A 24,635-nucleotide genomic window follows, 5' to 3' on the forward strand; every position below is an offset into this window, starting at 1 on the left:
GCGATGAGATCGAGTATAGCCAGTGCCATGCAACGCTTTCGTCCGGGCATCGCGCCGACGCTGGTGGTACTGGTGTTGCTGCCATTGATGGTGGGCCTGGGGTTTTGGCAATTGTCCCGCGGGCACGAAAAGCAACTATTGGTAGACCGTTATGCCGAGCGCCGCGCCGCCGATCCGGTCAGCAGTGCGCAGCTCAATGACATGGCTGATCCAGCCTTCCGTCGTGTTCACCTTCGCGGGCAACTGGATGGTGAACACAGCGTATTGCTGGATAACCGCATGCGTGACGGCAAGGCCGGTGTCGAGTTGCTGCAACCCTTTCATGATCAGGCCAGCGGCCTGTGGCTGTTGCTCAATCGCGGCTGGCTGCCCTGGCCGGACCGGCGTATCGCGCCCGCCTTTACTACTCCTGAACAGACGCTGAACCTCGACGCCTGGGTGTACGTCGCCCCCGGCGAGACCTTCCAACTGCATGCCGACCCGGCCAGCACGCAATGGCCGCGCCTGCTTACCGCGCTGCGCCCTGCCGCCCTGTGGGGCGAACTGGGGCGCAGTGGTTTTGCTTATGAATTGCGTGCCGAAGCGGGCCCCGGTACCTACGAAACCACCTGGCCCGTCGTCGCCATGGGCCCGGAAAAACACCTGGCCTACGCTGTGCAATGGTTCGCCATGGCCGTGGCGTTGCTGGCGCTTTACCTCTACCTCGGATGGCATAACAAAAAGGAGAAGCCCCATGGGAGCGGCCATGAATCCACCCAGCACACCTGACACGCCTGATCGGCGCAAGGGGCGCTGGCAGCTGATTTTGATCTTGATGATGGTGATCGGCCCGATGGCGCTGGCCACCTTCATGTATAAATTGCAGTTCTGGGTGCCGGACAGCCGCAGCTATCACGGCGAACTGATCGGCAACGGCCAGACCCGTGCCGACATCGGCGTGCAGGCCAATGAACAGCGCTGGCAACTGCTGGTCACCGCCCCCACCGCCTGTGCCGCTGATTGCCAGCAACTGGTGTACCTGGCGCGCCAGCTGCAGATCAGCCTTGGCCGGGATGCATCCCGTGCCAGCCATGCCCTGGCCGGCGCGCAACCGTTGAGCAGCGAATACGAGGCCAAGCTCAAGGCCGAATATCCACAGCTGCAGCGCTACCCGCTGGATGTGTCGACCTTTACCAGGAACGCTGCCGCGCCCGGCGAGGCACAACTGTGGATCGTCGACCCCCACGGCAATCTGGTGCTGCGCTACGACGCCAAGGTCAAGGGCAAGGACTTGCTCAACGACCTGCGCCTGCTGCTGAAACTGTCGAACATCGGATAAGGGCACCCTCATGGCCAAGCCTGGATTTCGCCTCGCGCTGTTTGCCACGTTACTGGCGTTGTTTGTCGTGCTGCTCGGTGCCTATACCCGCCTGACCCACGCCGGCCTCGGCTGCCCGGACTGGCCGGGCTGCTATGGCTTTATCAGCGTGCCGCAAAGCGAAGCCCAACTGGCCCATGCCGAGTTGCACTTTCCCGACACGCCGGTGGAGGCCGACAAAGGCTGGGCCGAGATGACCCATCGCTACTTCGCGGGCAGCCTGGGCCTGTTGATCGCGCTGCTGGCGGCGCGTTCGTGGCGTCATCGACGCGATCCGGGCCAGCCGGTGAAGCTACCGCTGTTCCTGCTGGCGGTGGTGTTCGCCCAAGCGGCGTTCGGCATGTGGACCGTGACCTTGAAGCTCTGGCCACAGGTGGTCACAGGGCATCTTTTGGGCGGCTTTGCGACCTTGAGCCTGCTGTTTCTGCTGACCCTGCGGCTGTCCGGCGTACTACCGGCGCTGGTCGTGCCCAAGCGCCTGCAATATTGGGCGACGGCGGGCCTGGTGCTGGTGATCGGGCAGATCGCCCTGGGCGGCTGGGTCAGCTCCAACTACGCGGCGGTGGCCTGTGTCGATTTGCCCACCTGCCATGGCCAATGGTGGCCGACGGCAGACTTCGCCAATGGTTTTCACCTGACCCAGCACATCGGCCCCAATTACCTGGGGGGCCAGCTCGACAGCGAAGCGCGCACTGCCATCCACCTGACGCATCGCATCGGCGCCGTGCTGGTCACGCTGGTGCTGCTCGGTTTGGCTTGGCAACTGCGGGCAGTGGGGATGACGCGCCTGGCCGGCCTGCTGTTGATCGCCCTGGCTGCGCAGATCTGCCTGGGGGTGAGCAACGTGGCGTTCGGCCTGCCGCTGCCGGTGGCGGTCGCGCACAACGCTGGCGGGGCAGCGTTGTTGTTGACGCTGGTGCTGGTCAATTATCACGCGCGCACCAGCCTGGTTCGGGTGCGTCACCCGCGTCTGTTCGGCTGGCGTTTTATCCCGCGCAAACAGGTGTCGGGCCTTATCACCCTTAAAGGAGAGCTGCCATGGCGACCGTGATCGGCGCACGTCGCGACCGGGCGATCTGGCGTGACTATTTGGAGCTGACCAAGCCCAAAGTAGTGGTGCTGATGCTGATTACTTCGCTGGTGGGCATGTTCCTTGCCACCCGCGCCGGGGTGCCCTGGGCAGTGCTGGTGTTCGGCAACCTCGGCATTGCCCTGTGTGCCGGCGGCGCGGCTGCGGTGAACCATGTGGTCGATCGACGGATTGATGCCGTGATGGCGCGCACTCATAAGCGGCCGATGGCTGAGGGGCGTGTCTCGCCGATGGCGGCGTTAGCGTTTGCGTTGTTCCTGGCTATTGCAGGATTGGCCCTGCTGCTGGCGTTCACCAACCCGCTGGCGGCCTGGTTGACCTTGGCTTCGCTGCTGGGTTATGCGGTGATCTACACCGGCTTTCTCAAGCGAGCAACGCCGCAGAATATCGTCATCGGCGGTCTGGCCGGTGCGGCGCCGCCGCTGTTGGGCTGGGTGGCTGTTACTGGACATGTGAGTGCCGAACCCTTGCTGCTGGTGCTGATTATCTTCGCCTGGACCCCGCCACACTTCTGGGCCCTGGCCATTCACCGCAAAGAGGAATACGCCAAGGCCGACATCCCGATGCTGCCGGTCACCCATGGCGAACACTACACCAAGGTGCATATCCTGCTGTACACCTTCGCCCTGCTGGCGGTGAGCCTGATGCCCTACGTTATCCATATGAGCGGGCTGCTCTACCTGGGCTGTGCGCTGGTATTGGGCGCGCGCTTTCTGCAATGGGCCTGGGTGTTGTACCGTGGCAGCCAGCCGCACGCGGCGATCAACACGTTCAAGTACTCTATCTGGTACTTGCTGCTGCTGTTTATCGCCCTGCTCGTAGACCACTACTTATTGTTGAACCTATGACTCGAACTCAAAAAACCGTCTTCATCCTTGTGGCCCTGGTGGCGTTGATCATGGGCCTGACCGTCAACAAAGTGCTCTCGGGCAAAGGCCAGGGCGATCCCACTGCGCTGATCGACGCCGGCATCATTCTGCTGCCGCAAAGCCGCCAGTTGCCAGCGGTGACCATGACCGACCAGGAAGGCCAGCCGGTGGTGGTCAATGAGTTGAAGGGCAAGTGGAGCCTGCTGTTTTTCGGTTACACCTTCTGCCCGGATATCTGCCCGACCACCCTCGCCCAGCTTCGCCAGATCAAGAGTGAGCTGCCCAAAGAGGCTGTGGACAAGTTGCAGGTGATCCTGGTCAGCGTCGATCCACACCGCGATACCCCGGCGCAGCTCAAGCAGTACCTGGGTTACTTCGACCCACAGTTCCAAGGCCTGACTGGCGCTAACGTGGAGGATGTGCAGAAGGTCTCGAATGCGGTGAGCATTCCCTTCATTCCGGCGGATACCAGCAAGCCCAACTACACCGTCGACCACAGCGGTAACCTGGCACTGATCGGCCCGGATGGTACTCAGCGTGGGTTTATTCGCGCGCCGTTGAACAACCAGAAACTGGTGGCGCAGTTGCCAGGGTTGCTACAGCGCAAATAGAGTCAAGGCGAAACAAGTGTGGGAGCTGGCTTGCTCGCGAAAGCAGGGTGTCAGTCGCCGAAAATATTGACTGAACTACCGCATTCGCGAGCAAGCCCGCTCCCACATTTATTGATCTCCATTAAGCAGGAGATCGGTCTATCAGGTCGAAATCAGAACGCCGGCTTGATCGCGCCTTTGTACTTCTCTTCGATGAATTTCTTCACTTCAGGCGTGTGCAGGGCTGCAACCAGCTTCTTCACCGCGTCCGCATCCTTGTTGTCTTCGCGGGTTACCAGGATGTTCACGTAAGGCGAATCGCTGCCTTCGATCACCAGGGCATCCTTGGATGGGTCAAGCTTGGCTTCCAGGGCGTAGTTGGTGTTGATCAGCGCCAGGTCGACCTGGGTCAGCACGCGCGGCAGGGTGGCGGCTTCCAGTTCGCGGAATTTCAGGTTTTTATCGTTGCCGGTGATGTCCTTGATGGTCGACAGGATGTTGGTCGGGTCCTTCAGGGTGATCAGGCCGTTCTTGGCCAGCAGCAACAGCGCACGGCCGCCGTTGGTGGCGTCGTTCGGGATCACCACGTTGGCGCCGTCAGGCAGGTCGGCCAGTTTTTTGTACTTGCTGGAGTAAGCGCCCAGAGGTTCCAGATGCACAGCGCCGACGCTCACCAGGTGAGTGCCTTTGGCCTTGTTGAATTCATCCAGGTACGGCTGGTGCTGGAAGAAGTTGGCATCCAGGCGCTTTTCAGCCACCTGTACGTTCGGCTGCACGTAGTCGGTGAAGACTTTGACCTTCAGATCCACGCCTTCTTTGGCCAGGGCAGGCTTCACGAATTCGAGGATTTCGGCGTGAGGCACCGGCGAAGCAGCGACCGTAATGGTCTCGGCGTGGGCGGAAAACGCAGCCACGGCGGCGAAAGCAACCAGTAGTTTTTTCATCCAGCAAGCTCCTTGTTCGGGCATCTGCCGGCTATGTGCCGGCAATGGCCGTTATTTACGAGAAAAGTGCACCACCAGCCGGTCGCCGACGGTTTGCAGAATTTGCACCAGAATCAACAGCATCACCACAGTGACCACCATCACATCGGTCTGGAAGCGCTGGTAGCCAAAACGGATTGCCAGGTCGCCCAGGCCGCCAGCACCGACCACACCAGCCATCGCGGTGTAGGAAACCAGTGTAATCGCCGTCACCGTAATCGCCGCGAAGATGCCAGGGCGGGCCTCGGGCAATAGGGCATTGGTGATGATCTGGCGGGTGGTGGCGCCCATGGCCTGGGTGGCTTCGATGATGCCACGGTCCACTTCGCGCAGGGCAGTTTCCACCAGGCGCGCAAAGAATGGCGTAGCGCCGACGACCAGTGGTGGGATCGCACCGGCAACACCCAGCGACGTGCCGGTGATCAGTACCGTGAACGGAATCATCACGATCAACAGGATGATGAACGGCAGCGAGCGCAAGATATTCACGATCAACGACAACAGTGCATACAGGCCTTTTTGTTCGAACAGCTGGCGCGGGCTGGTCAGGAACAACAGCACGCCCAGGGGCAGCCCCAGTAGCACGGTGAAGAACAGCGAGCCGAACAGCATGGTCATGGTGTCGCCGGTGGCGAGCCAGATTTCAGACCAGTCGATATTGGCGAAGAAACTCAGGAAAACGTCCATCAGCGCAGGACCTCCATGTGAACGTCGGCGGCGGTGAAGCGTGCAAACGCGGCTTCCATGTCACCGCCGGTGACGGCGAGGGTCAGTTGCCCGTAAGGGATGTCTTTGATGCGGTCGATACGACCGGCAAGGATGCTGTAGTCCACCCCGGTTTCCCGTGCGACGGTACCCAGCAGTGGCGCGTAGGTCGCGTCCCCTTGGAACGTCAGGCGCACGATACGGCCTGGCACATGGGCAAAGTCGTCGCGCTGCTCGCCTTCGTCCACCTGTTCGGCTTCTTGTACGAAGCGTTTGGTGGTCGGGTGCTTGGGGTGCAGGAACACGTCGGCCACCGAGCCTTGCTCGACGATCACCCCGGCGTCCATCACGGCGACCTGGTCGCATACGCGGCGGATCACGTCCATTTCATGGGTGATCAACACGATGGTCAGGTTCAACTCGCGGTTGATCTCGGCCAGCAGTTGCAGGACCGATGCCGTGGTTTGCGGGTCGAGGGCGCTGGTGGCTTCGTCGCACAGCAGGATTTTTGGCTTGGTCGCCAGGGCTCGGGCGATGCCGACGCGCTGTTTCTGGCCACCGGACAACTGCGCCGGGTACTTCTTGGCGTGGTCCGACAAGCCGACGCGGGCGAGCAGCTCAGCCACGCGTTGGTCGATTTCCTTGCGCGACAGTTCACCGGCGAGCGTCAGCGGCAGCGCGACGTTGTCGGCCACGGTCTTGGACGCCAGCAAGTTGAAGTGCTGGAAGATCATCCCGACCTGCTGGCGAAAGCGCCGCAGGCCGTTGGCGTCCAGCGCAGTGACTTCTTCGCCATCCACCTTGATCTGGCCGCCACTGGGCTCTTCCAGACGGTTGATCAGGCGCAACAGGGTGCTTTTACCGGCACCCGAGTGGCCAATCAGGCCAAACACCTGGCCGTTCTCGACGCGCAGGCTGGTGGGGTGCAGGGCGGGGATATCCTTACCGGCGACGCGGTAGGTTTTATGGACGTTTTGAAACTCGATCACGTAGCGAACCTTGTGGGGCGCATTGAAAAGGGATCAGCGGTTAGCCGGGCGCGCATTTTAGCCTGTCCGTCTAGTGTTTCTTAGCATTTATTTCGTATCCATCCAGCGATTTGGCAATAACGAGACCAAAGGTCATAAAAAAGGAACGGTGCAAAACCCAGTCAGTCACTACTTAAGCAACTCGATTTCCCAGGTGCCGTGCCTGGGGTTTTGCTCAAACGAGCCGGGGACCGCTCTGGCCACTTTGAATAAGGAGTTTTGACTGATGAGTACCAAGAAGCCAGCCACCCCGCCGAAGAGTGAACTCGCGGGCACTGATACCCTGGACCGTGGCAACACCAACGCCAAGCTGCAGGCGTTGGAAGAATTCCGTTCCGATGCAACCGGCCAGGCCCTGCGCACCAACCAGGGCGTGAAAATTTCCGATAACCAGAACAGCCTGAAAGTCGGCGCCCGCGGCCCGTCGCTGCTGGAAGACTTCATCATGCGTGAAAAGATCACGCACTTCGACCATGAGCGCATCCCGGAGCGCATCGTGCATGCCCGTGGTACGGGGGCCCATGGCTATTTCCAGAGTTACGGCGACCATTCGGCGCTGACCAAGGCAGGTTTCCTGCGCACGCCTGAGCATAAAACCCCGGTGTTCGCGCGTTTTTCCACGGTGCAGGGCCCGCGTGGCTCCGGCGACACCGTGCGTGACGTTCGCGGTTTTGCCGTGAAGTTCTTCACCGACGAAGGCAACTTCGACCTGGTGGGCAACAACATGCCGGTGTTCTTCATCCAGGATGCGATCAAATTTCCTGACTTCGTCCACGCGGTGAAACCCGAGCCTCATAACGAGATTCCTACCGGCGGTTCGGCCCACGATACGTTCTGGGACTTTGTTTCGCTGCAACCGGAATCCGCGCACATGGTGATCTGGGCCATGTCCGACCGCGCCATTCCAAAAAGCCTGCGCGCCATGCAGGGCTTTGGGGTACACACCTTCCGTTTGATCAATACCGAAGGTAAGTCCAGCTTCGTGAAGTTCCACTGGCGTCCAAAAGTCGGCACCTGCTCGCTGGTATGGGATGAGGCGCAAAAGCTGGCCGGTAAAGATACGGACTACCACCGTCGTGACCTGTGGGAAGCGATTGAAAGCGGCGATTACCCCGAGTGGGAGCTGGGCGTACAGATCGTGGCCGAAGAAGACGAGCACACGTTTGATTTCGACTTGCTCGACCCGACCAAGATCATTCCAGAAGAACTGGTACCGATCACGCCGCTGGGCAAAATGGTGCTCAACCGTAACCCGGACAACTTCTTCGCTGAAGTCGAGCAGGTTGCGTTCTGCCCGGGCCACATCGTGCCGGGCATCGACTTCACCAACGACCCATTGCTGCAGGGCCGTCTGTTTTCCTACACCGATACCCAGATCAGCCGACTGGGCGGGCCGAACTTTCATGAGATTCCAATTAACCGGCCTGTCGTGCCTTTTCATAACGGCCAGCGCGACGCTCAGCATCGCACCGTGATTGATAAGGGTCGTGCGTCCTACGAGCCAAACTCTATTGATGGTGGTTGGCCGAAAGAAACCCCTGCTGGTCCTACCGATGGTGGCTTTGAGTCCTACTACGAGCGCGTCGATGCCAACAAAGTGCGTGAGCGCAGCGAATCCTTCGGTGACCATTTCTCCCAGGCGACGCTGTTCTACAACAGCATGAGCCACCACGAGAAAGAGCACATTATCGCGGCCTACAGTTTTGAGCTGGGCAAGGTGGAGCGCGAGTTCATCCGTGCGCGCCAGGTCAACGAGATCCTGGCCAATATCGACCTGGAGCTGGCCAAGCGCGTTGCGCAGAACCTGGGCTTGCCAGCGCCGACCAAGGGCACCGTGCCTGCCCGTGAAACGTCGTTGAAAGAATCGCCAGCCTTGAGCCAGGTGAATTTGCTATCGGGCGATATCAAAACGCGCAAAGTGGCGATTCTGGCAGCCAACGGCGTTGATGGTGCGGCCATTGACGCGTTAAAAGCCGCGCTTGAAGCTGAAGGCGCCCATGCCAAGTTGCTGGGGCCTACTTCGGCACCTGTGACCACCGCGCAGGGCAAGACGCTGCCGGTCGACGCCTCGATGGAAGGCATGCCGTCCATTGCCTTCGACGCAGTGTTTATCCCGGGTGGCAAAGAGTCCGTGAAGGCGCTGAGCGGTGATGGCTTGGCGTTGCATTACATACTGGAAGCCTACAAACACCTGAAGGCGATTGCGGTAGCCAGCGATGTGAAGCCGTTGCTGGACCTGCTGAAACTGGAGGCGGATGCGGGGTTGATCGTGGGCGCGGATGCCAAGGCGTTCAAGGCCTTCTTCGCGGCGATTGCCCAGCATCGGGTGTGGGAGCGTGAGCCGAAATCCAAGGCGATTCCGGCTTAACTTATCGGTTGTTTGTTAGATCGTCATCGTAGGCAAGCCAGCTCCCACACCGCTCAAATGTGGGAGCTGGCATGCCTGCGATGCTTTTAATCCGCCTTGCGCGGAATCAGCACAACCTGCGCCGGAATATGTTTCAGGATTTGCCGGTGAATCTTCAGGTCATACCCCGAATCAATCCGCTTGACCCGCTTGGTCAGTAACGTGGCCAGCCACGGGTAATCCTGGGTGCGTGGCACCTGGATGCTGACATCGCACTGGTAATTCACCACATCGGTGGCGATTGCGTCCAACTGATGGCGCATGTCTTCAACATCCGCAAGGTTTAGCGCCACGGTGGTGCTCGGCGCTGCGGGGTCGATGACCTTGGCGGCAGGCTTGGCCTCAGCGGCTTTCAACGCAGCTTCTGCCTGGTCCAATTCGGCTTTGCGCGCATGGCTGATGGCGCTGTTGACGCCACCGGTCAGCGCAGGCGCCTTGGGCATCAGGGCGCGGGCACGGCTCAGGGCCGTGGCGGCCGCGTTGACGTCGCCTTTTTGCAGCACGATCTGGCTGCGCTGCAGGTAGGCTTCGGCCAATTGACGCTGGTAGGCCTCTAGTGCCGGGTCGCTGGGCGATTGGGCCTGTAGTGCAGCCAGTTGGTCTTCGGCGGTGGCCAATTCGCTGCTGGCCAGGTTTTGTTCCAGCTGCGCGATGGCCGCAGCCCGCGGATCCGGAGCCTGGGGGGCAGCGGGCGGCGTACTTTGGCAGGCGCCCAGCAGCAGTGAAAATGCGGCAAGGAGCAGATAACGGGAGGTGAACGGCTTCATTCCTGCGACTCTCTATTTGCGCAAAAAGCGAGCAAGTCTACACCCCTCGACGGGGCAGGACAAAACTCAGCAGAAACAGGGCGGCCGCCGTAACCACAATCGACGGCCCGGCCGGTGTGTCCTTGAACCAGGACAGCGCCAGGCCACCACACACTGCAAGCATCCCCAGGAGGCTGGCGCCGATCGCCATCTGCTCCGGAGAGCGAGCGTGGCGCTGGGCGGCGGCGGCTGGAATGATCAGCAGCGACGTGATCAACAATACGCCGACAATCTTCATCGCGACAGCAATCACCACGGCGATGAGCAACATCAAGGCCATACGCAGGCCTGCGACGGGCAAGCCTTCTACCTTGGCCAGTTCTTCATGCACGGTGATCGCCAGCAACGGGCGCCACAGGGCCACCAGCAACACCAGCACCGCAGCGCTGCCGCCGAGGATCCAGGCCAGGTCGGTCGGGCTGATCGCCAGCAGGTCGCCGAACAGGTAGGCCATCAGGTCGATGCGCACTTCATGCATGAAGCTCAGCACCACCAGGCCCAGGGACAAGGTGCTGGGCGCGAGGATGCCCAGCAGGGTGTCGGAGGCCAGTGGCTGGCGTTGCTGCAGGGTCACCAGCAGCACGGCTAGCAGCAGGCAGCCGACGGTCACGGCGATGGCCGGGCTTACATCCAGCAGAAAGCCCATGGCCACGCCCAGCAAGGCGGCATGGGACAAGGTGTCGCCGAAATAGGCCATGCGTCGCCAGACCACGAACGAGCCCAATGGGCCCGCCACCAGTGCCAAAGCCAAGCCTGCCAGCAGGGCGTAGAGCAGAAAATCAGCCATGCTTGCAGCTATCTCCATGAACGTGGGGGGTATCGACGACGGCGCCATGCAGGTCATGGGCGTGGTCATGGTGGTGATGGTAGATCGCCAGGCTCTGGGCGTTCTTGCCGAACAGTTCCACGAACGCCGGGTCGCCACTGACCTGTTCCGGGTGGCCGGAGCAGCATACGTGGCGGTTGAGGCAGACCACTTGGTCGGTGGTGCTCATGACCAGGTGCAAGTCGTGGGAGACCATCAGTACGCCGCAACCATGGCGGTCGCGCAGGCGGGTGATCAGGCTGTACAGCTCGGCCTGGCCGGCGACATCGACGCCTTGCACGGGCTCATCGAGTACCAGCAACTCGGGCTCGCGCAGCAAGGCGCGGGCCAGCAGCACGCGCTGCATTTCGCCACCGGAGATGCTTTGCACCGGGTTGTCGATGACGTGTTCGGCGCCGACTTCCTTAAGCGCAGCCTGGGCGCGGGCGCGGTCTACGCCAGGCACCAGGCGCAGGAAGCGCAATACGGAGAGCGGCAATGTCGGGTCCACATGCAGCTTTTGCGGCATATAGCCCACGCGCAGCTTGGGCTTGCGCCAAACCGTGCCGCTGTGGGGCTTGAGCAGCCCGAGCACGGCGCGCACCAAGGTGGTTTTGCCGGCGCCGTTGGGGCCGATCAGGGTGACGATTTGCCCCGGTTCCACGCTCAGTGCGATGTTCTCCAGCACGTTTTGCCCGGCGAACGTGACCCCGACCTGCTCCAGGCGGATTAACGCATTGCTCATCAAACCCCCTGGCAGCCTGCGCACAGGCCGACCACTTCGACCGTTTGCCCTTCGACCTTGAAGCCGACGTCGGCAGAGCTTTTGATAATGGCGTCGCTGATGCTTTTTTGTTCAAGCTCAATGGCGGCGTGGCACTCGCGGCAGATCAGGAACTGGCCCTGATGCGCGTGCTCCGGGTGGTTGCAACCGACAAAGGCGTTAAGCGAGGCGATACGGTGCACCAGGCCGTTTTCCAGCAGGAAATCCAACGCACGGTAAACGGTGGGCGGCGCGGCGCGGCGGCCGTCCTGCTCGCTGAGGACGCCGAGAATGTCGTACGCGCCCAAAGGCTTGTGGCTCTGCCACACCAGCTCCAGCACCCGGCGACGCAAGGCGGTCAGGCGCAAGCCTTTCTTTGCGCACAGGGTGTCGGCCTCTGACAATGCGGTGTGCACGCAGTGAGAGTGGTCGTGGGGACGGCTGGCAAGCGGTGTTTTAGGCATGAGCGGCGACAGATATTTGATAGAGACGTTATTATGTTACCCGTTCCTACGCCATCGAGTGGTCATCGTGTCCCGACTTTTTCCCGTTTTTGTCGTATTTGTCACCAGTTTGTTCGTTGCGGGTGCCGCTCAGGCCGAGGTCAAGGTGCTGACGAGCATCAAGCCCTTGCAACTGATTGCCGCTGCCGTGCAGGACGGCTTGGCTGTTCCGGAGGTATTGCTGCCGCCGGGGGCGTCGCCGCACAACTTCGCTTTGCGCCCATCCGACGTACGGCGTGTGCAGTCGGTGGACCTGCTGTACTGGATCGGGCCGGACATGGAAACGTTTTTGCCGCGTGTGCTCAAAGGCCGTACGGCGCCAACGGTGGCCGTGCAGGACCTGCCAGGCATGAAACTGCGCATCTTCGGCGAAGATAGCCACTCTCATGCCGATGAAGCCGACGAACATGACCACGATCACCGCCCAGGCAGTGTGGATGCGCACCTGTGGCTGTCCACGGTCAATGCACGTGTGATCGCCACTCGGATGGCGGCCGATCTTAGCGCTGCCGACCCAGCCAATGCCGAGCGTTATCAGAGCAATGCGAAGGCCTTCGAAGAACGCCTGAACGCGCTGGATGCGCGCCTGAAGCAGCGTTTGGCGGGCGTTGATGGCAAACCTTATTTCGTGTTTCACGAAGCCTTTGACTACTTCGAAGAGGCGTACGGTTTGAAGCATGCTGGCGTGTTCAGCGTGGCCGCCGAAGTGCAGCCGGGCGCGCAGCACGTAGCGGCGATGCGCGCGCGTTTGCAGGAAGTGGGCAAGACTTGCGTGTTCAGCGAGCCGCCGTTGCGACCTCGCTTGGCCGAAACCCTGGTGGCCGGGTTGCCGGTAAAGTTGGCTGAATTGGATGCGTTGGGTGGCTATACGCCCGCTACCGCGCAGGGTTATGAGCAGGTACTGGAAAAGCTCGGCAATGACCTGGCCGGCTGCCTGGAGTCGCTCTAACACGCAACACAAAACCCCTGTGGGAGTGGGCTTGCCCGCGATAGCGCAGTGTCAGTCGATACTGCTATTGCAGGCAAGCCAGCTCCCACATTGACGGAGTCGGTCTTTTAAAGTGCGAACGGCAGGTGGACCGTGACCTGTTGACGCTGCGCCAAGCGGTGCTCGAACTCAGCCGGGTCATGAATCAACACATCCTGCCCGGCAAATGATTCGGCCGCGATCAGCCGGGACAGCCAGAACCGTACGCACGCCACGCGCAGCATGGTCGGCCATAGCTCGGCTTCCTTCGCGGTAAACCCCCGTAGCCCCGCGTAAGCGCCCAGCAGCGCCCGGGCACGGTGACCGTCAATCACGCCATCGGCATCCGAGCACCAGTCATTCAAGGCGATGGCCACGTCGTAGAGCATCGGCCCCGAACAGGCGTTGTAGAAGTCGATCAGGCCTGTCAGGTGCGTGCCTTCAAACATCGCGTTATCGCGAAACAGATCGGCGTGCACATTCGCCCGCGGCAGGCCGAGAATGTCGGCCTTGTGGGCGTCGATCTCGGCCAGCGCATCGCGCAATAGGCGTTGCTGGGCCTCGTTGAGGTGCGAAATGAGTTGCGCGCCCTCGCAGAGCATCCAATCCAGGCCGCGGTCGGTCTTGCGTTCAAGTACCTTTTCGCCCTGGGTGGCCAAGTGCAGGTGGCCGAGCAGTTCGCCAACCTGGGTGCAATGCTGTGCATTGGCCTCCTTGATGTGCTTGCCCGCCAGGCGCGGTTGCAGCAAGGCCGGTTTGCCCTTGAGTTCGCGCAAAGCGATGCCGTCGGTGGTACGCAGGGCGTACGGCACAGGCAGGTCGGCGTCGTGGAGCACGTCGAGCAGTTCGATGAAGAACGGCATTTCTGCCACCGGGCCACGCTCAACCAGGGTCAGGACGAACTCGCCCTGCTCCAGGCTGATAAAGAAATTGGTGTTTTCGCTGCCGGCGGCAATCCCCTGGAAATCAAGCAGGCGGCCGAGCCCATAAGGGGCGAGAAAGGTTTCTAGCTCGGGCCGAGCCAGGGGGGTGAACACAGACATGGTTAAAACTGCCGTTACGGGCGCTGCGGTGGGCAGCGCCGGTTAAAATTAAGAAATCATTTCCATTCGAAGATCTTCCATGACGGGATCAGCATATCCGGCTGGTCAGAGCGGATGAAATTCGCGTCGGTGCCGTCCGCACGTACCAGAAAGTACGGTGGTGCGCCCTTCGGGGTGACCTTGATCGCGTACAGAAAGCCGTTTTGGCGGTATTCCTGGATGGTTTTGTCGCCTTCCGTGCGAATGGTAACTTCCGGATCACCTCCAGGGGCACTGTCTGCCGCCATGACAGCCATCGGAGCGAGTGCAATCAAACCGGTCAACAGCAGGCGATTGAATGTACGCATGATAACCTTGTCCCTTTGTTTTCATTGGTCCGGCTATTCTAGCGCCTGACCCGCCGAAAAGGTTGATCCTGCTCATGAGCCAAGCGCCCCTCGTCCTGGTGGACGGTTCTTCTTATCTGTATCGCGCCTTCCACGCGCTGCCACCGCTGACCACCTCCAAAGGCCTGCCCACCGGTGCGGTCAAGGGCGTGTTGAACATGCTCAAAAGCCTGCGCAAGCAGTACCCGGACAGCCCATTTGCGGTGGTTTTCGACGCCAAGGGTGGGACTTTTCGCGATGAGATGTACGCCGAATACAAAGCCAACCGCCCGAGCATGCCCGATGACATGCGCCTGCAGATCGAGCCGCTGCATCAAAGCGTGATCGCTCTTGGCTTCCCGTTGCTGTGCGTCGAGGGCGTCGAGGCCGATGACGTGATCGGTACCCTGGCCCGCAGCAGCGCGGCCGCCAGCCGCCCGGTGGTGATCTCGACCGGTGACAAAGACATGGCGCAGCTGGTGGACGGCCACATTACCTTGGTCAACACCATGACCGGTAGCTCGATGGACATCGAGGGCGTTAAGGAGAAATTCGGCGTCGCTCCGGAGCAGATCATTGACTATCTGGCGTTGATGGGTGACTCGTCCGACAACATTCCCGGCGTTCCGGGCATTGGCCCCAAGACCGCCTCCGGCTTGCTGGTAGGGGTCAATGGCGGCCTCAAAGAGCTTTATGAGCAGCTGGATATTGTGCCGACCCTGCCTATCCGTGGGGCCAAGACCCTGCCGGCCAAGCTGGAGGAGCACAAGGAGATGGCATTCCTGTCCTATCAGTTGGCGACGATCAAGATCGATGTGCCGCTGGATATCGGGCTGGATGACTTGCACCTGATCGAACCGGATCGCGAAAAGCTGCTGGAGCTGTACACGCTGCTTGAGTTCAAGAGCTGGTACGACGAAATCCAGCGCGATGCCAAGCGTGTCGAGCTCAAGTCGGCGAGCGAGGTTGCGCCTGCCGCCGAAATGCCGGTCGAGGCTGTTGTATCAGTACCGGTAGAGGCGGTTTACACCACTATTCTGGACCAGGCTACCTTCGACGTGTGGCTGAAAAAACTCCACGATGCGCCGTTGTTTGCTTTCGACACCGAAACCACCGGCATCGACGCCCAGCAGGCGCAATTGGTCGGGGTCTCGTTTGCTGTGCAGCCCCATGAAGCCGCCTACATCCCGCTGACCCATTCCTATATCGGCGCGCCGGATCAATTGGACCGCGACACCGTTCTGCTGGCCCTGAAACCGCTGCTGGAAGACCCGACCAAACTCAAGGTGGGCCAGCACGCCAAGTTCGACATGAACATCCTGGCCAACTGCGCCATTGGTGGCGACCCTGCACAGGGCATTACCGTACGCGGCATCGCCTTCGACACCATGCTCGAATCCTACGTGCTCAATTCCACCGCGACCCGGCACGATATGGACAGTCTGGCGAAGAAGTACCTGGACCACGACACGGTCAGCTTCCAGGACATCGCCGGCAAAGGGGCCAAGCAACTCACGTTCGATCAGATCGCCCTTGAGCAAGCCGGCCCCTACGCGGCCGAAGATGCCGACGTGACCTTGCGCCTGCATCAGCACTTGTACGCGCAACTGGCGGCGATCCCGAGCCTGGTCAGTGTGCTGACGGACATCGAGATGCCGCTGGTGCCGGTGCTGGCACGCATCGAGCGCCAGGGCGCACTGGTAGACAAGGATCTGCTCGGCATCCAGAGCATCGAGCTGGGTAACAAAATGGTCGAGCTGGAGCGCCAGGCGTACGAGATCGCCGGTGAAGAATTCAACCTGGGCTCGCCCAAGCAGCTCGGGGCGATCCTGTACGAGAAGCTCGGCATGCCGGTGCTGAAAAAAACCGGCAAGGGCCAGGCATCCACCGCTGAGGAAGTGTTGGCCAAACTGGCCGAAGATGATTTTCCGTTGCCCAAGGTACTGATGCAGTACCGCAGCATGAGCAAGCTCAAAAGTACCTACACCGACCGCCTGCCGGAACAGATCAACCCGCGTACCGGGCGTATTCATACCTCTTACCATCAGGCCGTCGCGGCGACCGGGCGCTTGTCCTCCAGCGATCCGAACCTGCAGAACATTCCGGTGCGTACCGCCGAGGGGCGGCGCATTCGCCAGGCGTTTGTCGCGCCCAAGGGCTACAAGCTGCTGGCGGCGGACTATTCGCAGATCGAGCTGCGGATCATGGCGCATTTGTCCAAGGACGAAGGCTTGATGAACGCCTTCCGCAATGACCTGGACGTGCACACGGCCACGGCGGCCGAAGTATTCAAGGTCGAGTTGAATGAGGTCACGTCCAACCAGCGCCGCAGCGCCAAGGCGATCAACTTTGGCCTGATTTACGGCATGGGTGCCCAGAAGCTGGGTAAGGACATCGGTGTCGATACCAAGACCGCCAAGGCTTACATTGATGTGTACTTCGCTCGCTATCCAGGGGTGCGCGAATATATGGAGCGCACCCGCGCCCAGGCGGCGGATCAGGGGTATGTCGAAACCTTCTTCGGGCGGCGCCTGTACTTGCCGGATATCAACTCCAACAAGCCCCAGGAGCGCGCGGCGGCCGAGCGCACAGCGATCAACGCGCCGATGCAGGGCACGGCGGCGGACATCATCAAGAAAGCCATGGTGCGGGTGGATAACTGGCTGACCGAGTCGGGCCTGGATGCCAAGGTCATCCTTCAAGTGCACGACGAATTGGTGCTGGAGGTGCGTGAAGACTTGGTCGCGCAGGTCAGCGAGAAGATTCGCGAGCATATGAGCGCAGCGGCTCAGTTGGACGTGCCGTTGGTGGTGGACGTAGGCGTGGGCGATAACTGGGACGAGGCGCACTGATTCCGCGGCTTCGCCATCACCGTCAGTGGTGGCGAAGCGGTTTAGATCGGAAACCGTCGTCAGTTATTTCCAATAGTTTTTTGAGCCTGTCGGAACTTAACCTGTGAACTGCCACTCAGAGTTACTGAATGGGTGGTGAAGCCCTTCAATGCTCCTATGTTGTGTTAAGTGTTGGCAGATAATTCTGGACCCCGCCCTAGCGGTCCGGAACTTGAACCCCGAACTTCCCCTCCCCAAAAGAAGTCCGGGGTTTTTTTTGCCCGCAGAAAAGTCACTCGGCGATTTCTGCGCCCTTGTCCGCCAATTCCATCCAGCCGGCCAGTACGGTGTAGGCTTCTTCCAGGCCCATGCGCTTGGGGGCAGAGAACAGCTGAATCGTGATGGTATCGCCCCAGCCCTTACGGATTTCGGACTGCACTTTGAGCAGCGTGTTCTTGGCTGCGCCGTAGGTGAGCTTGTCGGCCTTGGTCAGCAAAATGTGCATCGGCATGCCGCTGGCGACAGCCCAGTCGAGCATCAGCAAGTCGAAGTCGGTCATTGGATGACGGATATCCATCATCAGAATCAAACCCTTCAAACTCTCGCGACCGCCCAGGTAAGCCTCAAGGTGACGCTGCCAATGCAGCTTCAGCGGGATAGGTACTTTTGCATAACCGTAGCCCGGCAGGTCGACCAGACGCCGATCATCGTCTAGCTTGAAGAAATTGAGTAGTTGCGTGCGGCCCGGGGTTTTCGAGGTGCGCGCCAGGCTGGCGTGAGTCAGGGTGTTCAGTGCGCTGGATTTACCGGCGTTGGAACGGCCGGCAAAGGCGACTTCAAAGCCCTCGTCATCGGGGCATTGGTCCACTTTGGCGGCGCTGAGCATGAAGGTGGACTGTTGGCACAGGCCGAGGATGGGGTTCTTGAGTTGCATGAGATTTCCGATGTGGGCGGTGCCGAGAAAGGGTGCGGCAAGCGGTGTCGTTTCCGTTTCAGTAGCGCCAGTATATAATGCCGCAGATTTTGTGTGTGCTTTGTCCCAGCGAAGGATGAGGTTCACGGGAGCGAAAGACCTTTATTGCGCATTAGAACGCAAAACGCTCTCAAACCCTGAATAGGTCGATGTATGGACCGACGGTTGCTCGCTTCTGCTGCCCTGATTCCGCTTTACGGCGCTCAGGCTACACAGGATCAACCGAGTTTGCATGGTCAGGCTGACGCAGTGCGTGACCCAGGGTTTCAAGGCAATGCCGCCGCGTGGTTTGTGCATGGACTGCAGTACTGAGGATTACCAGGCCGTCATTGATTTGATGGTGAGTAAACCCGGTAGATAACTCTTAAACCCTTAGCCGTAGTTGGATTAGCTGATGAACAAACTGATCGTGAGTCTGCTGTTGACCTTGGGCATCACAGGCGCTGCCGTCGCTGCAGAGGGCCCCGTCAAAGGTGATGCCACTGCCGGTCAAGCGAAGGCCGCCGTGTGTGGTGCCTGCCACGGCCCGGATGGTAACAGCCCGGCGCCGAACTTCCCCAAACTGGCCGGCCAGGGTGAGCGTTACCTGAGCAAGCAGATGCACGACATCAAGGACGGCAAGCGCACGGTGCTGGAAATGACCGGCCTGCTGACCAATCTCAACGATCAGGACCTGGCGGACCTCGCGGCGTATTTTGCCAGCCAGAAGGGTAGCGTGGGAGCTGCCGATCCTAAATTGGTCGCCCGCGGAGAACAGTTGTTCCGTGGCGGTAACCTGGAAAAAGGCTTGCCCGCCTGCACCGGTTGCCACTCGCCCAATGGCGCAGGCAACGCTGCCGCAGGCTTCCCGCACCTGAGCGGCCAGCATGCCACCTACATCGCCAAACAGTTGACCGACTTCCGCAAAGAAGAAGCCGGCCGGGCCAACGATGGGGACGCCATGACCATGCGCACCATCGCTCGCAAGCTGAGCGACGAAGACATCGCAGCCCTCTCCAGTTATATCCAGGGCCTGCACTGACGGGGCTGGGCGTTAACGCTCGATTAATCCCGCGATGCAAGCATAAAAAGGGTGGCTCAGGCCGCCCTTTTTTGTGGCCGCTGCCGTTACACTAACGAACTCATGTCCGCGTAGACCTGTCACAACAAAGGTCGCGTGAGGCGACTTTATTTGTCCAGGAGTAAAGCATGCGTAATCTGATCCTCAGCGCCGCTCTCGTCACTGCCAGCCTCTTCGGCATGACCGCTCAAGCTGCCGATGTGCCGCTTGAAGCCGGTAAAACCTATGTTGAACTGGCTAACCCGGTTCCGGTTGCGGTACCCGGCAAGATCGAGGTGGTGGAGCTGTTCTGGTACGGCTGCCCGCATTGCTACGCCTTCGAGCCGACTATCAACCCATGGGCTGAAAAGCTGCCCAAGGACGTTAACTTCCGTCGCATTCCTGCCATGTTCGGTGGCCCATGGGACGCCCACGGCCAACTGTTCCTGACCCTGGAAGCCATGGGTGTTGAGCACAAGGTCCACAACGCTGTCTTCGAAGCGATCCAGAAACAAGGCAAGCGCCTGACCAAGCCGGACGAAATGGCTGACTTCGTTGCTACTCAAGGTGTCGACAAGGACAAGTTCCTGGCGACCTTTAACTCCTTCGCTATCCAGGGCCAGATCAAACAGGCCAAGGAACTCGCGCAGAAGTACGGCGTGCAAGGCGTTCCAACTCTGATCGTCAACGGCAAATACCGTTTCGACCTGGGCAGCACCGGTGGTCCTGAAGCGACCCTGAACGTTGCTGACCAACTGATTGCCAAAGAACGCGCTGCCAAGTAAGGGGCTCGCCATGCGCCGCTGGGGTACCGAGCGTGTCGTTGGCCTGCATGAACCGCAGGTCAACGAGCATCACCTGGAGTCCACGGGCCTGCCGGCAGACAGCCGCTTGCGCCTGCTCAGCTTCAATATCCAGGTGGGCAACAGTACCGAGAAGTATCGGCACTACCTCACGCGTGGCTGGCAGCATCTGCTGCCCCACAAGGGGCGTACCGGTAACCTGCAGAAAATCGGCGACCTGCTAAGTGACTTCGACTTGGTCGCCCTGCAGGAAGCCGACGGCGGCAGCCTGCGCTCCGGCTATATCAACCAGGTGGAACACCTGGCTCAGTTGGGGGCTTTTCCATACTGGTATCAGCAACTCAACCGTAATCTAGGGCGCCTGGCACAGCACAGCAACGGCGTGCTCAGCCGTCTCAAACCCACTGCAATTGAAGATCACCCCCTGCCAGGCCCCAAAGGGCGCGGGGCGATTCTTGTGCGTTTTGGCGAAGGTCCGGAAGCCTTGGTGGTGGTGATGATGCATCTGGCCCTCGGGGGGCGTACGCGCAACCTGCAACTGGCCTACGTGCGTGAATTGATTGGCAACTATAAGCATCAGGTGCTCATGGGTGACATGAACACCCATGCCAACGACCTGCTGCAGAATTCTCCGCTGCGCGACCTTGGGTTATTGGCGCCGCAAGTCGAAGCCACGTTTCCCAGCTGGCGCCCGCAGCGCTGTCTTGACCATATCCTGCTCAGCCCAAGCCTCACACTGGAAAGTGTGCAGGTGCTAGCGCAGCCCATTTCCGATCACCTGCCGGTCGCGGTAGAGATTCGTCTGCCGGGTTCGCTCACGGCTGATGCATTACCCGCGTTGAGCCCAGGCCCTCGCGGACCCCTTGCATGAGCGACGACGCCCAGCGCTGGAAAGAGAAATACCTCCAGAGCATCGAGCAGCAAGACAAACTCGAACGCCGCTGGGCTGCCCGCCTCGATTTGCTGCGCCGCGGGCTGGTGCGCAGCACGCTGGCCGCCGAAGGCACCGACCGCGCCGTCGATCAATGCATGAAGGAAATGCGCGATGTCGTGCGCACGAACGACATGGATGCTGCCCTCGCCGCTTTACTGCCGCGCCTGGAAAAGGCCGTGCTGGATTCGGAGCAGCGCCGCGAAACCCGTGTCGACCAGATCAGCACCGCGCTCACCGCCTTGGTCACCCAGTTGCAAAAGCTGTCGTTGCCCCGCGAGGTGGCTCGCCCGCTGAAAACCTTCGCCAAGCAACTCGATGGTCGCGTGGCACAAGCGCGGGAGATACCCCTGCTACTCAGTGAGCTGAGCAGCCTGCAGGGGCAGGCGCTGAATAATCTGGAGCCTGAAGGCGATACCGCACGCCCAGGCCCGGGCCTGTTGCAACGCCTGTTCGGTAGTAAGGAGGCCGCCAGTGAAGCATTGCCGGTTGACGCTGAGCCACTGCCGGCAATGCAATTGGCAGCGCCAAAGCCTGCAGCGCCCAAACCCGCACCCGAACCGGAAGAACCTGCGCAATCGGAAGAGCTGACCCAAGCCTTGCGTGCCTTTGCACCGCTGTCACCCACACCCGTGGCCTTGAAGGCTGCGCCTGTTGCCGCGGCCGAAGGGCAAGAGGTCGCCAGCGAAACGCCGGTATTCGACGCTCCAGAGCTGCCGTCGATTGCGCCTGCGCAATTACCGGAGCCCGACGTGCAGGCGCCACCGGTTGCGGAGCCTGCTCACGAAAGCGCACTCGCTGCCTTTATCGAACCGCCGCCGGCTCCAGTCGAAACACCGGATGAGACCACCATCGGCAGCCTGTCGCTGCCCCCTGTGCTGGAAAGCCCCGAGCCCGACGAACTGCAACCGGACGGCGCCTACGCCCTGCCCGATTCTCCTGAACCGTCCTACAGCTCGGTGGCCAAGCACATTGAAGGCACTTTGCTCGGCCTGCTGGAAGATCTTTCCCTGCCCGAACGTCACCAGCCCCAGGCCGAGGCGATGCGTGAGCGTCTCGCCCATGGTTTGAATTGGTACGAACTGCTGCCGATCCTGGATGACCTGGCCGTGCTGATGCTGGCGGTCACCGACAGTGGCCAGCATGAGTTCGAGGCTTATCTCAAGCAGCTCAACGAGCGTCTCGAGGCATTCCAGGGTCATCTGCAGGTCGCCAGCGAGGGCCACGCCGACAGCAGCCTGGCCGCACGGGAGCTGGACACACAGATTCGCGAGCAGGTCGACGGCCTGCAAAGCAGCGTGCAGGACGCCGCCGACCTGGACAGCCTCAAGCAGGTGCTCGAAAGCCATCTTGAGGGCTTGCTCGGCACCATGGATGAACACCAGCAACAGCGTGACCTGCGCGAACAGGAAGTGGCCGCGCGCCTCAAAGGCCTGGCTGAACGCGTGGCCCATATGGAGCAGGAGGCCCAGGGCTACCGCGAGCACCTGGAGGTGCAGCGCCAGAAGGCCTTGATCGATCCGCTCACCGGGCTGCCCAACCGTGCGGCGTGGAGCGAACGCCTCGATTACGAGGTCAACGCCTGGCATCAGCGGGGTAACAGCCTGTCGCTGGCTATGCTCGACCTGGACCACTTCAAGCGCATCAACGACGGCTACGGTCACCTGGCAGGGGACAAAGTCTTGAAGATCATCGCCAATGTGCTGAGCAAGCGCCTGCGGCCGACGGACTTCATCGCGCGTTTTGGGGGTGAAGAGTTTGTGCTGCTCATGCCCGACTCAGCTTTGGCGGATGCCCTGGCCGTAGGTGAAGTATTGCGTGAGGCCATTGCAGCGTGCCCGTTCCACTTCAAGGGCGAGCCGGTAACGATCACGGTGTCCATGGGCGTGGCGCAGTTTCAGGCCGGCGAGCGCAGTGACCTGGCGCTCAAGCGTGCCGACGAGGCACTCTACAGGGCAAAGGCTGCGGGGCGTAATCAGGTGCAGGCGGCATAAAAGATGTTCCATTTTGTGATTTGACCGCCTAGCCATGAACCTTACGTTACACTGTTGCATTATCGTCTTTCAGTGTAATGCCTCTCGCCATGAAATCCTTGTATATCGCTTTAGCGTTTCTTCTGCTCGCCGGCTGCGCCAGTGGCCCGCGCCTGAACACCAGCCATCCTTCGGTTAACCACGACAACCGCGTGCAGTTCGTTGTGGTGCATTACACCTCGACCAACCTTGAACGTTCCCTGGCGCTGTTGACCCATGGCCAGGTCAGCAGCCATTACCTGATCGGCGACGACGCCTCCGGCACCATCTACAAGCTGGTGGATGAAAGCCAGCGCGCCTGGCACGCCGGGGAAAGCGAGTGGATGGGGCGCACCTGGCTCAACTCCAGCTCCATCGGCATAGAGATCGTCAACCCAGGGTTCAGTGATACGCCGACGGGGCGTGTGTGGTACCCGTATTCCGAAGCGCAGGTGCAGTCGCTGATCGTGCTGCTCAAGGACATCAGCAAGCGCAATGGCATCGACCCCAAGAACATCATCGGGCACAGCGACATTGCCCCACTGCGCAAGCTGGACCCAGGCCCGTTGTTCCCTTGGAAACGCTTGGCGGCAGAAGGTCTGGCCGTGTGGCCGGATGCCCAGGCAGTGGCCCGGTTCCAGGTGCAGTACGCCGCGCAGTTGCCGAGCATTACCTGGTTCCAGGAAGAGCTGGTGCGCCTGGGCTACCAGACGCCGCAGACCGGTGAGCTGGATGTGGCCACAAGGCACGTCATCGCTGCGTTCCAGATGCGCTTTCGCCCGTCATTGTTTGACGGCACCCCAGATGCTGAAAGCGCCGCGATCCTGAGGGCCTTGAATCACCGCTGATGGTGTACAGGTAGGAGCGAGCAAGCTCGCTCCTATGTATGGACTCGCCCTCCACTGTCAACCCGCTTTTCAAACATTGGTACCCGGTTGCATCTATGTATCAGGCCTATCCGAGGAAGCTCCAAACAGCTTCTGGCCAACATTGGATCAGCTCGCGATCTGCCCATTACAAAAAGGCCTCAAGGGCCGGTAGGAGCGCAGGCATCAATTCGCGACGGTCTGACCAGGGGTCAATGTTCGTTAGCACGGGTTGGAGCGGCTAAACGCCCCGGTGGCAGAACTCTGTAAATCAGTGGCTCATCGCAGCCTCCTGACTATTGCCTGGCTGACGTCGATAAGTTTGGTCGTTTTGCAAGAGCCGCCAGAGGATACGCAGGTTACGGTTGGCCAAACGCACTGCCGCCTCCTTGCGCCCTAGGCGAGATACCCAACGCTGTAGCCGCTGGTCGTCTGGCTGTTCTGAATCCGGTCGCACCTGTCTTAACACGGCGTGGGCACCCTGGACCGCCAGGCTGCGCAAATACGCATCCCCCTTCTTGCTCATCTTGCCGAGCCGGACTTTTTCTCCGCTACTGTGCTGGCTAGGCACCAGCCCGAAGTAGGCGGCGAACTGTCGAGCATTGGCGAAGCGTTCAGGCTCAGTCTGCTTGGCCAGCAGCGCTGTGGCTATGATCGGACCGACTCCGCGCACCGTCATCAATCGCTTGGCTGTCTCATCGTTCTTCGCCGCTGTTTCGAGCCGACCGGTCAACACGTTGACGCGGTCGCCCAAATGAACCCATTCAACTAACAGTTCGGCGATTAGTTCGCGCAGCAAATCGGGTAATGGCTGAGTGGCGTCTTCCAGTATTCGCGGGATACGTTGGCTGATGGCCATTTCGCCTTGGGGCATGGATACTCCCTGCTCCAGCAGTAAG

At 60.6% G+C, this 24,635-nt stretch carries 24 protein-coding genes and 1 pseudogene; 14 read left to right on the plus strand and 11 right to left on the minus strand.

Annotated elements, in window-relative coordinates:
• Positions 1-3: 3 nt before the first annotated feature.
• Genes JJD66_RS01715 through JJD66_RS01735 form a run of 5 tightly spaced genes read left to right on the plus strand, consistent with a single transcriptional unit; the run spans position 4 to position 3,927 of the window.
• On the plus strand, positions 4-768 hold the full coding sequence (locus JJD66_RS01715) for an SURF1 family protein (RefSeq protein ID WP_200647480.1): 765 nt from the start codon (positions 4-6) through the stop codon (positions 766-768).
• Positions 734-1,318: a hypothetical protein gene (locus JJD66_RS01720; protein WP_200647481.1), complete on the plus strand. Its 585-nt coding sequence runs from the start codon at positions 734-736 to the stop codon at positions 1,316-1,318. Before JJD66_RS01715 ends, JJD66_RS01720 begins: the two co-directional genes overlap by 35 nt.
• Before the next feature lie 10 nt (positions 1,319-1,328).
• On the plus strand, positions 1,329-2,408 hold the full coding sequence (locus JJD66_RS01725; RefSeq protein ID WP_127880290.1) for a COX15/CtaA family protein: 1,080 nt from the start codon (positions 1,329-1,331) through the stop codon (positions 2,406-2,408).
• Positions 2,396-3,295 carry a heme o synthase gene (gene cyoE / locus JJD66_RS01730; protein ID WP_198715740.1) on the plus strand — a complete coding sequence of 300 codons (900 nt, stop codon included), beginning with the start codon at positions 2,396-2,398 and terminating at the stop codon, positions 3,293-3,295. The genes JJD66_RS01725 and cyoE overlap by 13 nt, the downstream gene beginning before the upstream one ends.
• Positions 3,292-3,927: an SCO family protein gene (locus JJD66_RS01735; RefSeq protein ID WP_056790646.1), complete on the plus strand. Its 636-nt coding sequence runs from the start codon at positions 3,292-3,294 to the stop codon at positions 3,925-3,927. The genes cyoE and JJD66_RS01735 overlap by 4 nt, the downstream gene beginning before the upstream one ends.
• Before the next feature lie 152 nt (positions 3,928-4,079).
• On the opposite strand, the gene JJD66_RS01740 is transcribed toward JJD66_RS01735, so the two are convergent.
• The 3 genes from JJD66_RS01740 to JJD66_RS01750 are packed head-to-tail and all read right to left on the minus strand — an operon-like array spanning position 4,080 to position 6,583.
• The gene (locus JJD66_RS01740) at positions 4,080-4,850 is read right to left on the minus strand and encodes a MetQ/NlpA family ABC transporter substrate-binding protein (RefSeq protein WP_003187353.1); all 771 of its coding nucleotides are present in this window, start codon (positions 4,848-4,850) and stop codon (positions 4,080-4,082) included.
• A gap of 51 nt (positions 4,851-4,901) precedes the next feature.
• Positions 4,902-5,576: a methionine ABC transporter permease gene (locus JJD66_RS01745; RefSeq protein WP_003187354.1), complete on the minus strand. Its 675-nt coding sequence runs from the start codon at positions 5,574-5,576 to the stop codon at positions 4,902-4,904.
• A complete protein-coding gene (locus tag JJD66_RS01750) occupies positions 5,576-6,583 on the minus strand; it encodes a methionine ABC transporter ATP-binding protein (protein ID WP_034129230.1) in 1,008 nt (335 codons plus the stop codon). Before JJD66_RS01750 ends, JJD66_RS01745 begins: the two co-directional genes overlap by 1 nt.
• A gap of 265 nt (positions 6,584-6,848) precedes the next feature.
• On the opposite strand from JJD66_RS01750, the gene katE reads away from it, so the two are divergent.
• Positions 6,849-8,990, plus strand: coding sequence for a catalase HPII (katE, locus tag JJD66_RS01755; RefSeq protein ID WP_200647482.1), 2,142 nt, complete (start codon positions 6,849-6,851; stop codon positions 8,988-8,990).
• Positions 8,991-9,076: 86 nt separating this feature from the next.
• Here the strand turns inward: katE and JJD66_RS01760 are convergent, their stop codons facing one another.
• Genes JJD66_RS01760 through zur form a run of 4 tightly spaced genes read right to left on the minus strand, consistent with a single transcriptional unit; the run spans position 9,077 to position 11,867 of the window.
• Positions 9,077-9,796 (minus strand): PA5502 family lipoprotein, encoded by a 720-nt coding sequence (locus JJD66_RS01760; RefSeq protein ID WP_105225297.1) that lies wholly within the window; start codon positions 9,794-9,796, stop codon positions 9,077-9,079.
• A gap of 37 nt (positions 9,797-9,833) precedes the next feature.
• On the minus strand, positions 9,834-10,622 hold the full coding sequence (gene znuB / locus JJD66_RS01765) for a zinc ABC transporter permease subunit ZnuB (RefSeq protein ID WP_034129232.1): 789 nt from the start codon (positions 10,620-10,622) through the stop codon (positions 9,834-9,836).
• Positions 10,615-11,385, minus strand: a complete 771-nt coding sequence (znuC, locus tag JJD66_RS01770; RefSeq protein ID WP_003187361.1) for a zinc ABC transporter ATP-binding protein ZnuC — start codon at positions 11,383-11,385, stop codon at positions 10,615-10,617. Before znuC ends, znuB begins: the two co-directional genes overlap by 8 nt.
• Positions 11,385-11,867: a zinc uptake transcriptional repressor Zur gene (gene zur / locus JJD66_RS01775; RefSeq protein WP_014716336.1), complete on the minus strand. Its 483-nt coding sequence runs from the start codon at positions 11,865-11,867 to the stop codon at positions 11,385-11,387. Before zur ends, znuC begins: the two co-directional genes overlap by 1 nt.
• A 58-nt stretch (positions 11,868-11,925) precedes the next feature.
• On the opposite strand from zur, the gene JJD66_RS01780 reads away from it, so the two are divergent.
• Complete coding sequence (locus JJD66_RS01780) at positions 11,926-12,855, plus strand: zinc ABC transporter substrate-binding protein (protein ID WP_200647491.1); 930 nt, start codon at positions 11,926-11,928, stop codon at positions 12,853-12,855.
• Positions 12,856-12,962: 107 nt separating this feature from the next.
• Here the strand turns inward: JJD66_RS01780 and JJD66_RS01785 are convergent, their stop codons facing one another.
• Both JJD66_RS01785 and JJD66_RS01790 read right to left on the minus strand, forming a co-directional pair.
• A complete protein-coding gene (locus JJD66_RS01785; protein ID WP_105225299.1) occupies positions 12,963-13,916 on the minus strand; it encodes a homoserine kinase in 954 nt (317 codons plus the stop codon).
• A 56-nt stretch (positions 13,917-13,972) separates the two neighbouring features.
• Positions 13,973-14,263: a DUF2782 domain-containing protein gene (locus JJD66_RS01790; RefSeq protein WP_200647483.1), complete on the minus strand. Its 291-nt coding sequence runs from the start codon at positions 14,261-14,263 to the stop codon at positions 13,973-13,975.
• Positions 14,264-14,337: 74 nt separating this feature from the next.
• Here JJD66_RS01790 and polA point away from each other — a divergent pair, with 74 nt between their 5' ends.
• Complete coding sequence (gene polA / locus JJD66_RS01795; RefSeq protein WP_200647484.1) at positions 14,338-17,133, plus strand: DNA polymerase I; 2,796 nt, start codon at positions 14,338-14,340, stop codon at positions 17,131-17,133.
• Positions 17,134-17,404: 271 nt separating this feature from the next.
• Here the strand turns inward: polA and yihA are convergent, their stop codons facing one another.
• Complete coding sequence (yihA, locus tag JJD66_RS01800) at positions 17,405-18,046, minus strand: ribosome biogenesis GTP-binding protein YihA/YsxC (protein WP_003187369.1); 642 nt, start codon at positions 18,044-18,046, stop codon at positions 17,405-17,407.
• Positions 18,047-18,238: 192 nt separating this feature from the next.
• Between yihA and JJD66_RS27950 the strand changes: the two are divergent.
• The 6 genes and pseudogenes from JJD66_RS27950 (at position 18,239) to JJD66_RS01825 (ending at position 23,718) form a co-directional block, all read left to right on the plus strand.
• Positions 18,239-18,446: pseudogene (locus JJD66_RS27950) on the plus strand (cytochrome).
• A gap of 33 nt (positions 18,447-18,479) precedes the next feature.
• Positions 18,480-19,106, plus strand: a complete 627-nt coding sequence (locus JJD66_RS01805; RefSeq protein WP_014716340.1) for a c-type cytochrome — start codon at positions 18,480-18,482, stop codon at positions 19,104-19,106.
• Between the two features lie 167 nt (positions 19,107-19,273).
• The gene (gene dsbA, locus JJD66_RS01810; RefSeq protein WP_003187375.1) at positions 19,274-19,909 is read left to right on the plus strand and encodes a thiol:disulfide interchange protein DsbA; all 636 of its coding nucleotides are present in this window, start codon (positions 19,274-19,276) and stop codon (positions 19,907-19,909) included.
• Positions 19,910-19,919: 10 nt separating this feature from the next.
• Positions 19,920-20,798, plus strand: coding sequence for an endonuclease/exonuclease/phosphatase family protein (locus tag JJD66_RS01815; RefSeq protein WP_003187377.1), 879 nt, complete (start codon positions 19,920-19,922; stop codon positions 20,796-20,798).
• A complete protein-coding gene (locus tag JJD66_RS01820; protein WP_200647485.1) occupies positions 20,795-22,852 on the plus strand; it encodes a diguanylate cyclase in 2,058 nt (685 codons plus the stop codon). The genes JJD66_RS01815 and JJD66_RS01820 overlap by 4 nt, the downstream gene beginning before the upstream one ends.
• Positions 22,853-22,941: 89 nt before the next feature.
• Entirely contained in the window at positions 22,942-23,718 is a 777-nt protein-coding gene (locus JJD66_RS01825) for an N-acetylmuramoyl-L-alanine amidase (protein WP_200647486.1), read from the plus strand.
• 289 nt (positions 23,719-24,007) lie between these two features.
• On the opposite strand, the gene JJD66_RS01830 is transcribed toward JJD66_RS01825, so the two are convergent.
• A partial coding sequence (locus JJD66_RS01830) for an IS110 family transposase (protein WP_200647487.1) occupies positions 24,008-24,635 on the minus strand: 628 nt, incomplete at its 5' end.

It is taken from the genome of Pseudomonas sp. MF6751 (genome assembly GCF_016613265.1).
Lineage (GTDB): Bacteria > Pseudomonadota > Gammaproteobacteria > Pseudomonadales > Pseudomonadaceae > Aquipseudomonas > Aquipseudomonas fluorescens_BV.

Coding starts and splice junctions, on each gene's coding strand:
- JJD66_RS01745 (WP_003187354.1), bottom strand. CDS start 5,576: ATGGACGTTTTCCTGAGTTTCTTCGCCAATATCGACTGGTCTGAAATC.
- cyoE (WP_198715740.1), top strand. CDS start 2,396: ATGGCGACCGTGATCGGCGCACGTCGCGACCGGGCGATCTGGCGTGAC.
- JJD66_RS01815 (WP_003187377.1), top strand. CDS start 19,920: ATGCGCCGCTGGGGTACCGAGCGTGTCGTTGGCCTGCATGAACCGCAG.
- JJD66_RS01725 (WP_127880290.1), top strand. CDS start 1,329: ATGGCCAAGCCTGGATTTCGCCTCGCGCTGTTTGCCACGTTACTGGCG.
- katE (WP_200647482.1), top strand. CDS start 6,849: ATGAGTACCAAGAAGCCAGCCACCCCGCCGAAGAGTGAACTCGCGGGC.
- JJD66_RS01760 (WP_105225297.1), bottom strand. CDS start 9,796: ATGAAGCCGTTCACCTCCCGTTATCTGCTCCTTGCCGCATTTTCACTG.
- JJD66_RS01825 (WP_200647486.1), top strand. CDS start 22,942: ATGAAATCCTTGTATATCGCTTTAGCGTTTCTTCTGCTCGCCGGCTGC.
- znuC (WP_003187361.1), bottom strand. CDS start 11,385: ATGAGCAATGCGTTAATCCGCCTGGAGCAGGTCGGGGTCACGTTCGCC.
- polA (WP_200647484.1), top strand. CDS start 14,338: ATGAGCCAAGCGCCCCTCGTCCTGGTGGACGGTTCTTCTTATCTGTAT.
- znuB (WP_034129232.1), bottom strand. CDS start 10,622: ATGGCTGATTTTCTGCTCTACGCCCTGCTGGCAGGCTTGGCTTTGGCA.
- JJD66_RS01715 (WP_200647480.1), top strand. CDS start 4: ATGAGATCGAGTATAGCCAGTGCCATGCAACGCTTTCGTCCGGGCATC.
- zur (WP_014716336.1), bottom strand. CDS start 11,867: ATGCCTAAAACACCGCTTGCCAGCCGTCCCCACGACCACTCTCACTGC.
- JJD66_RS01735 (WP_056790646.1), top strand. CDS start 3,292: ATGACTCGAACTCAAAAAACCGTCTTCATCCTTGTGGCCCTGGTGGCG.
- JJD66_RS01720 (WP_200647481.1), top strand. CDS start 734: ATGGGAGCGGCCATGAATCCACCCAGCACACCTGACACGCCTGATCGG.
- yihA (WP_003187369.1), bottom strand. CDS start 18,046: ATGCAACTCAAGAACCCCATCCTCGGCCTGTGCCAACAGTCCACCTTC.
- JJD66_RS01785 (WP_105225299.1), bottom strand. CDS start 13,916: ATGTCTGTGTTCACCCCCCTGGCTCGGCCCGAGCTAGAAACCTTTCTC.
- dsbA (WP_003187375.1), top strand. CDS start 19,274: ATGCGTAATCTGATCCTCAGCGCCGCTCTCGTCACTGCCAGCCTCTTC.
- JJD66_RS01805 (WP_014716340.1), top strand. CDS start 18,480: ATGAACAAACTGATCGTGAGTCTGCTGTTGACCTTGGGCATCACAGGC.
- JJD66_RS01740 (WP_003187353.1), bottom strand. CDS start 4,850: ATGAAAAAACTACTGGTTGCTTTCGCCGCCGTGGCTGCGTTTTCCGCC.
- JJD66_RS01820 (WP_200647485.1), top strand. CDS start 20,795: ATGAGCGACGACGCCCAGCGCTGGAAAGAGAAATACCTCCAGAGCATC.
- JJD66_RS01790 (WP_200647483.1), bottom strand. CDS start 14,263: ATGCGTACATTCAATCGCCTGCTGTTGACCGGTTTGATTGCACTCGCT.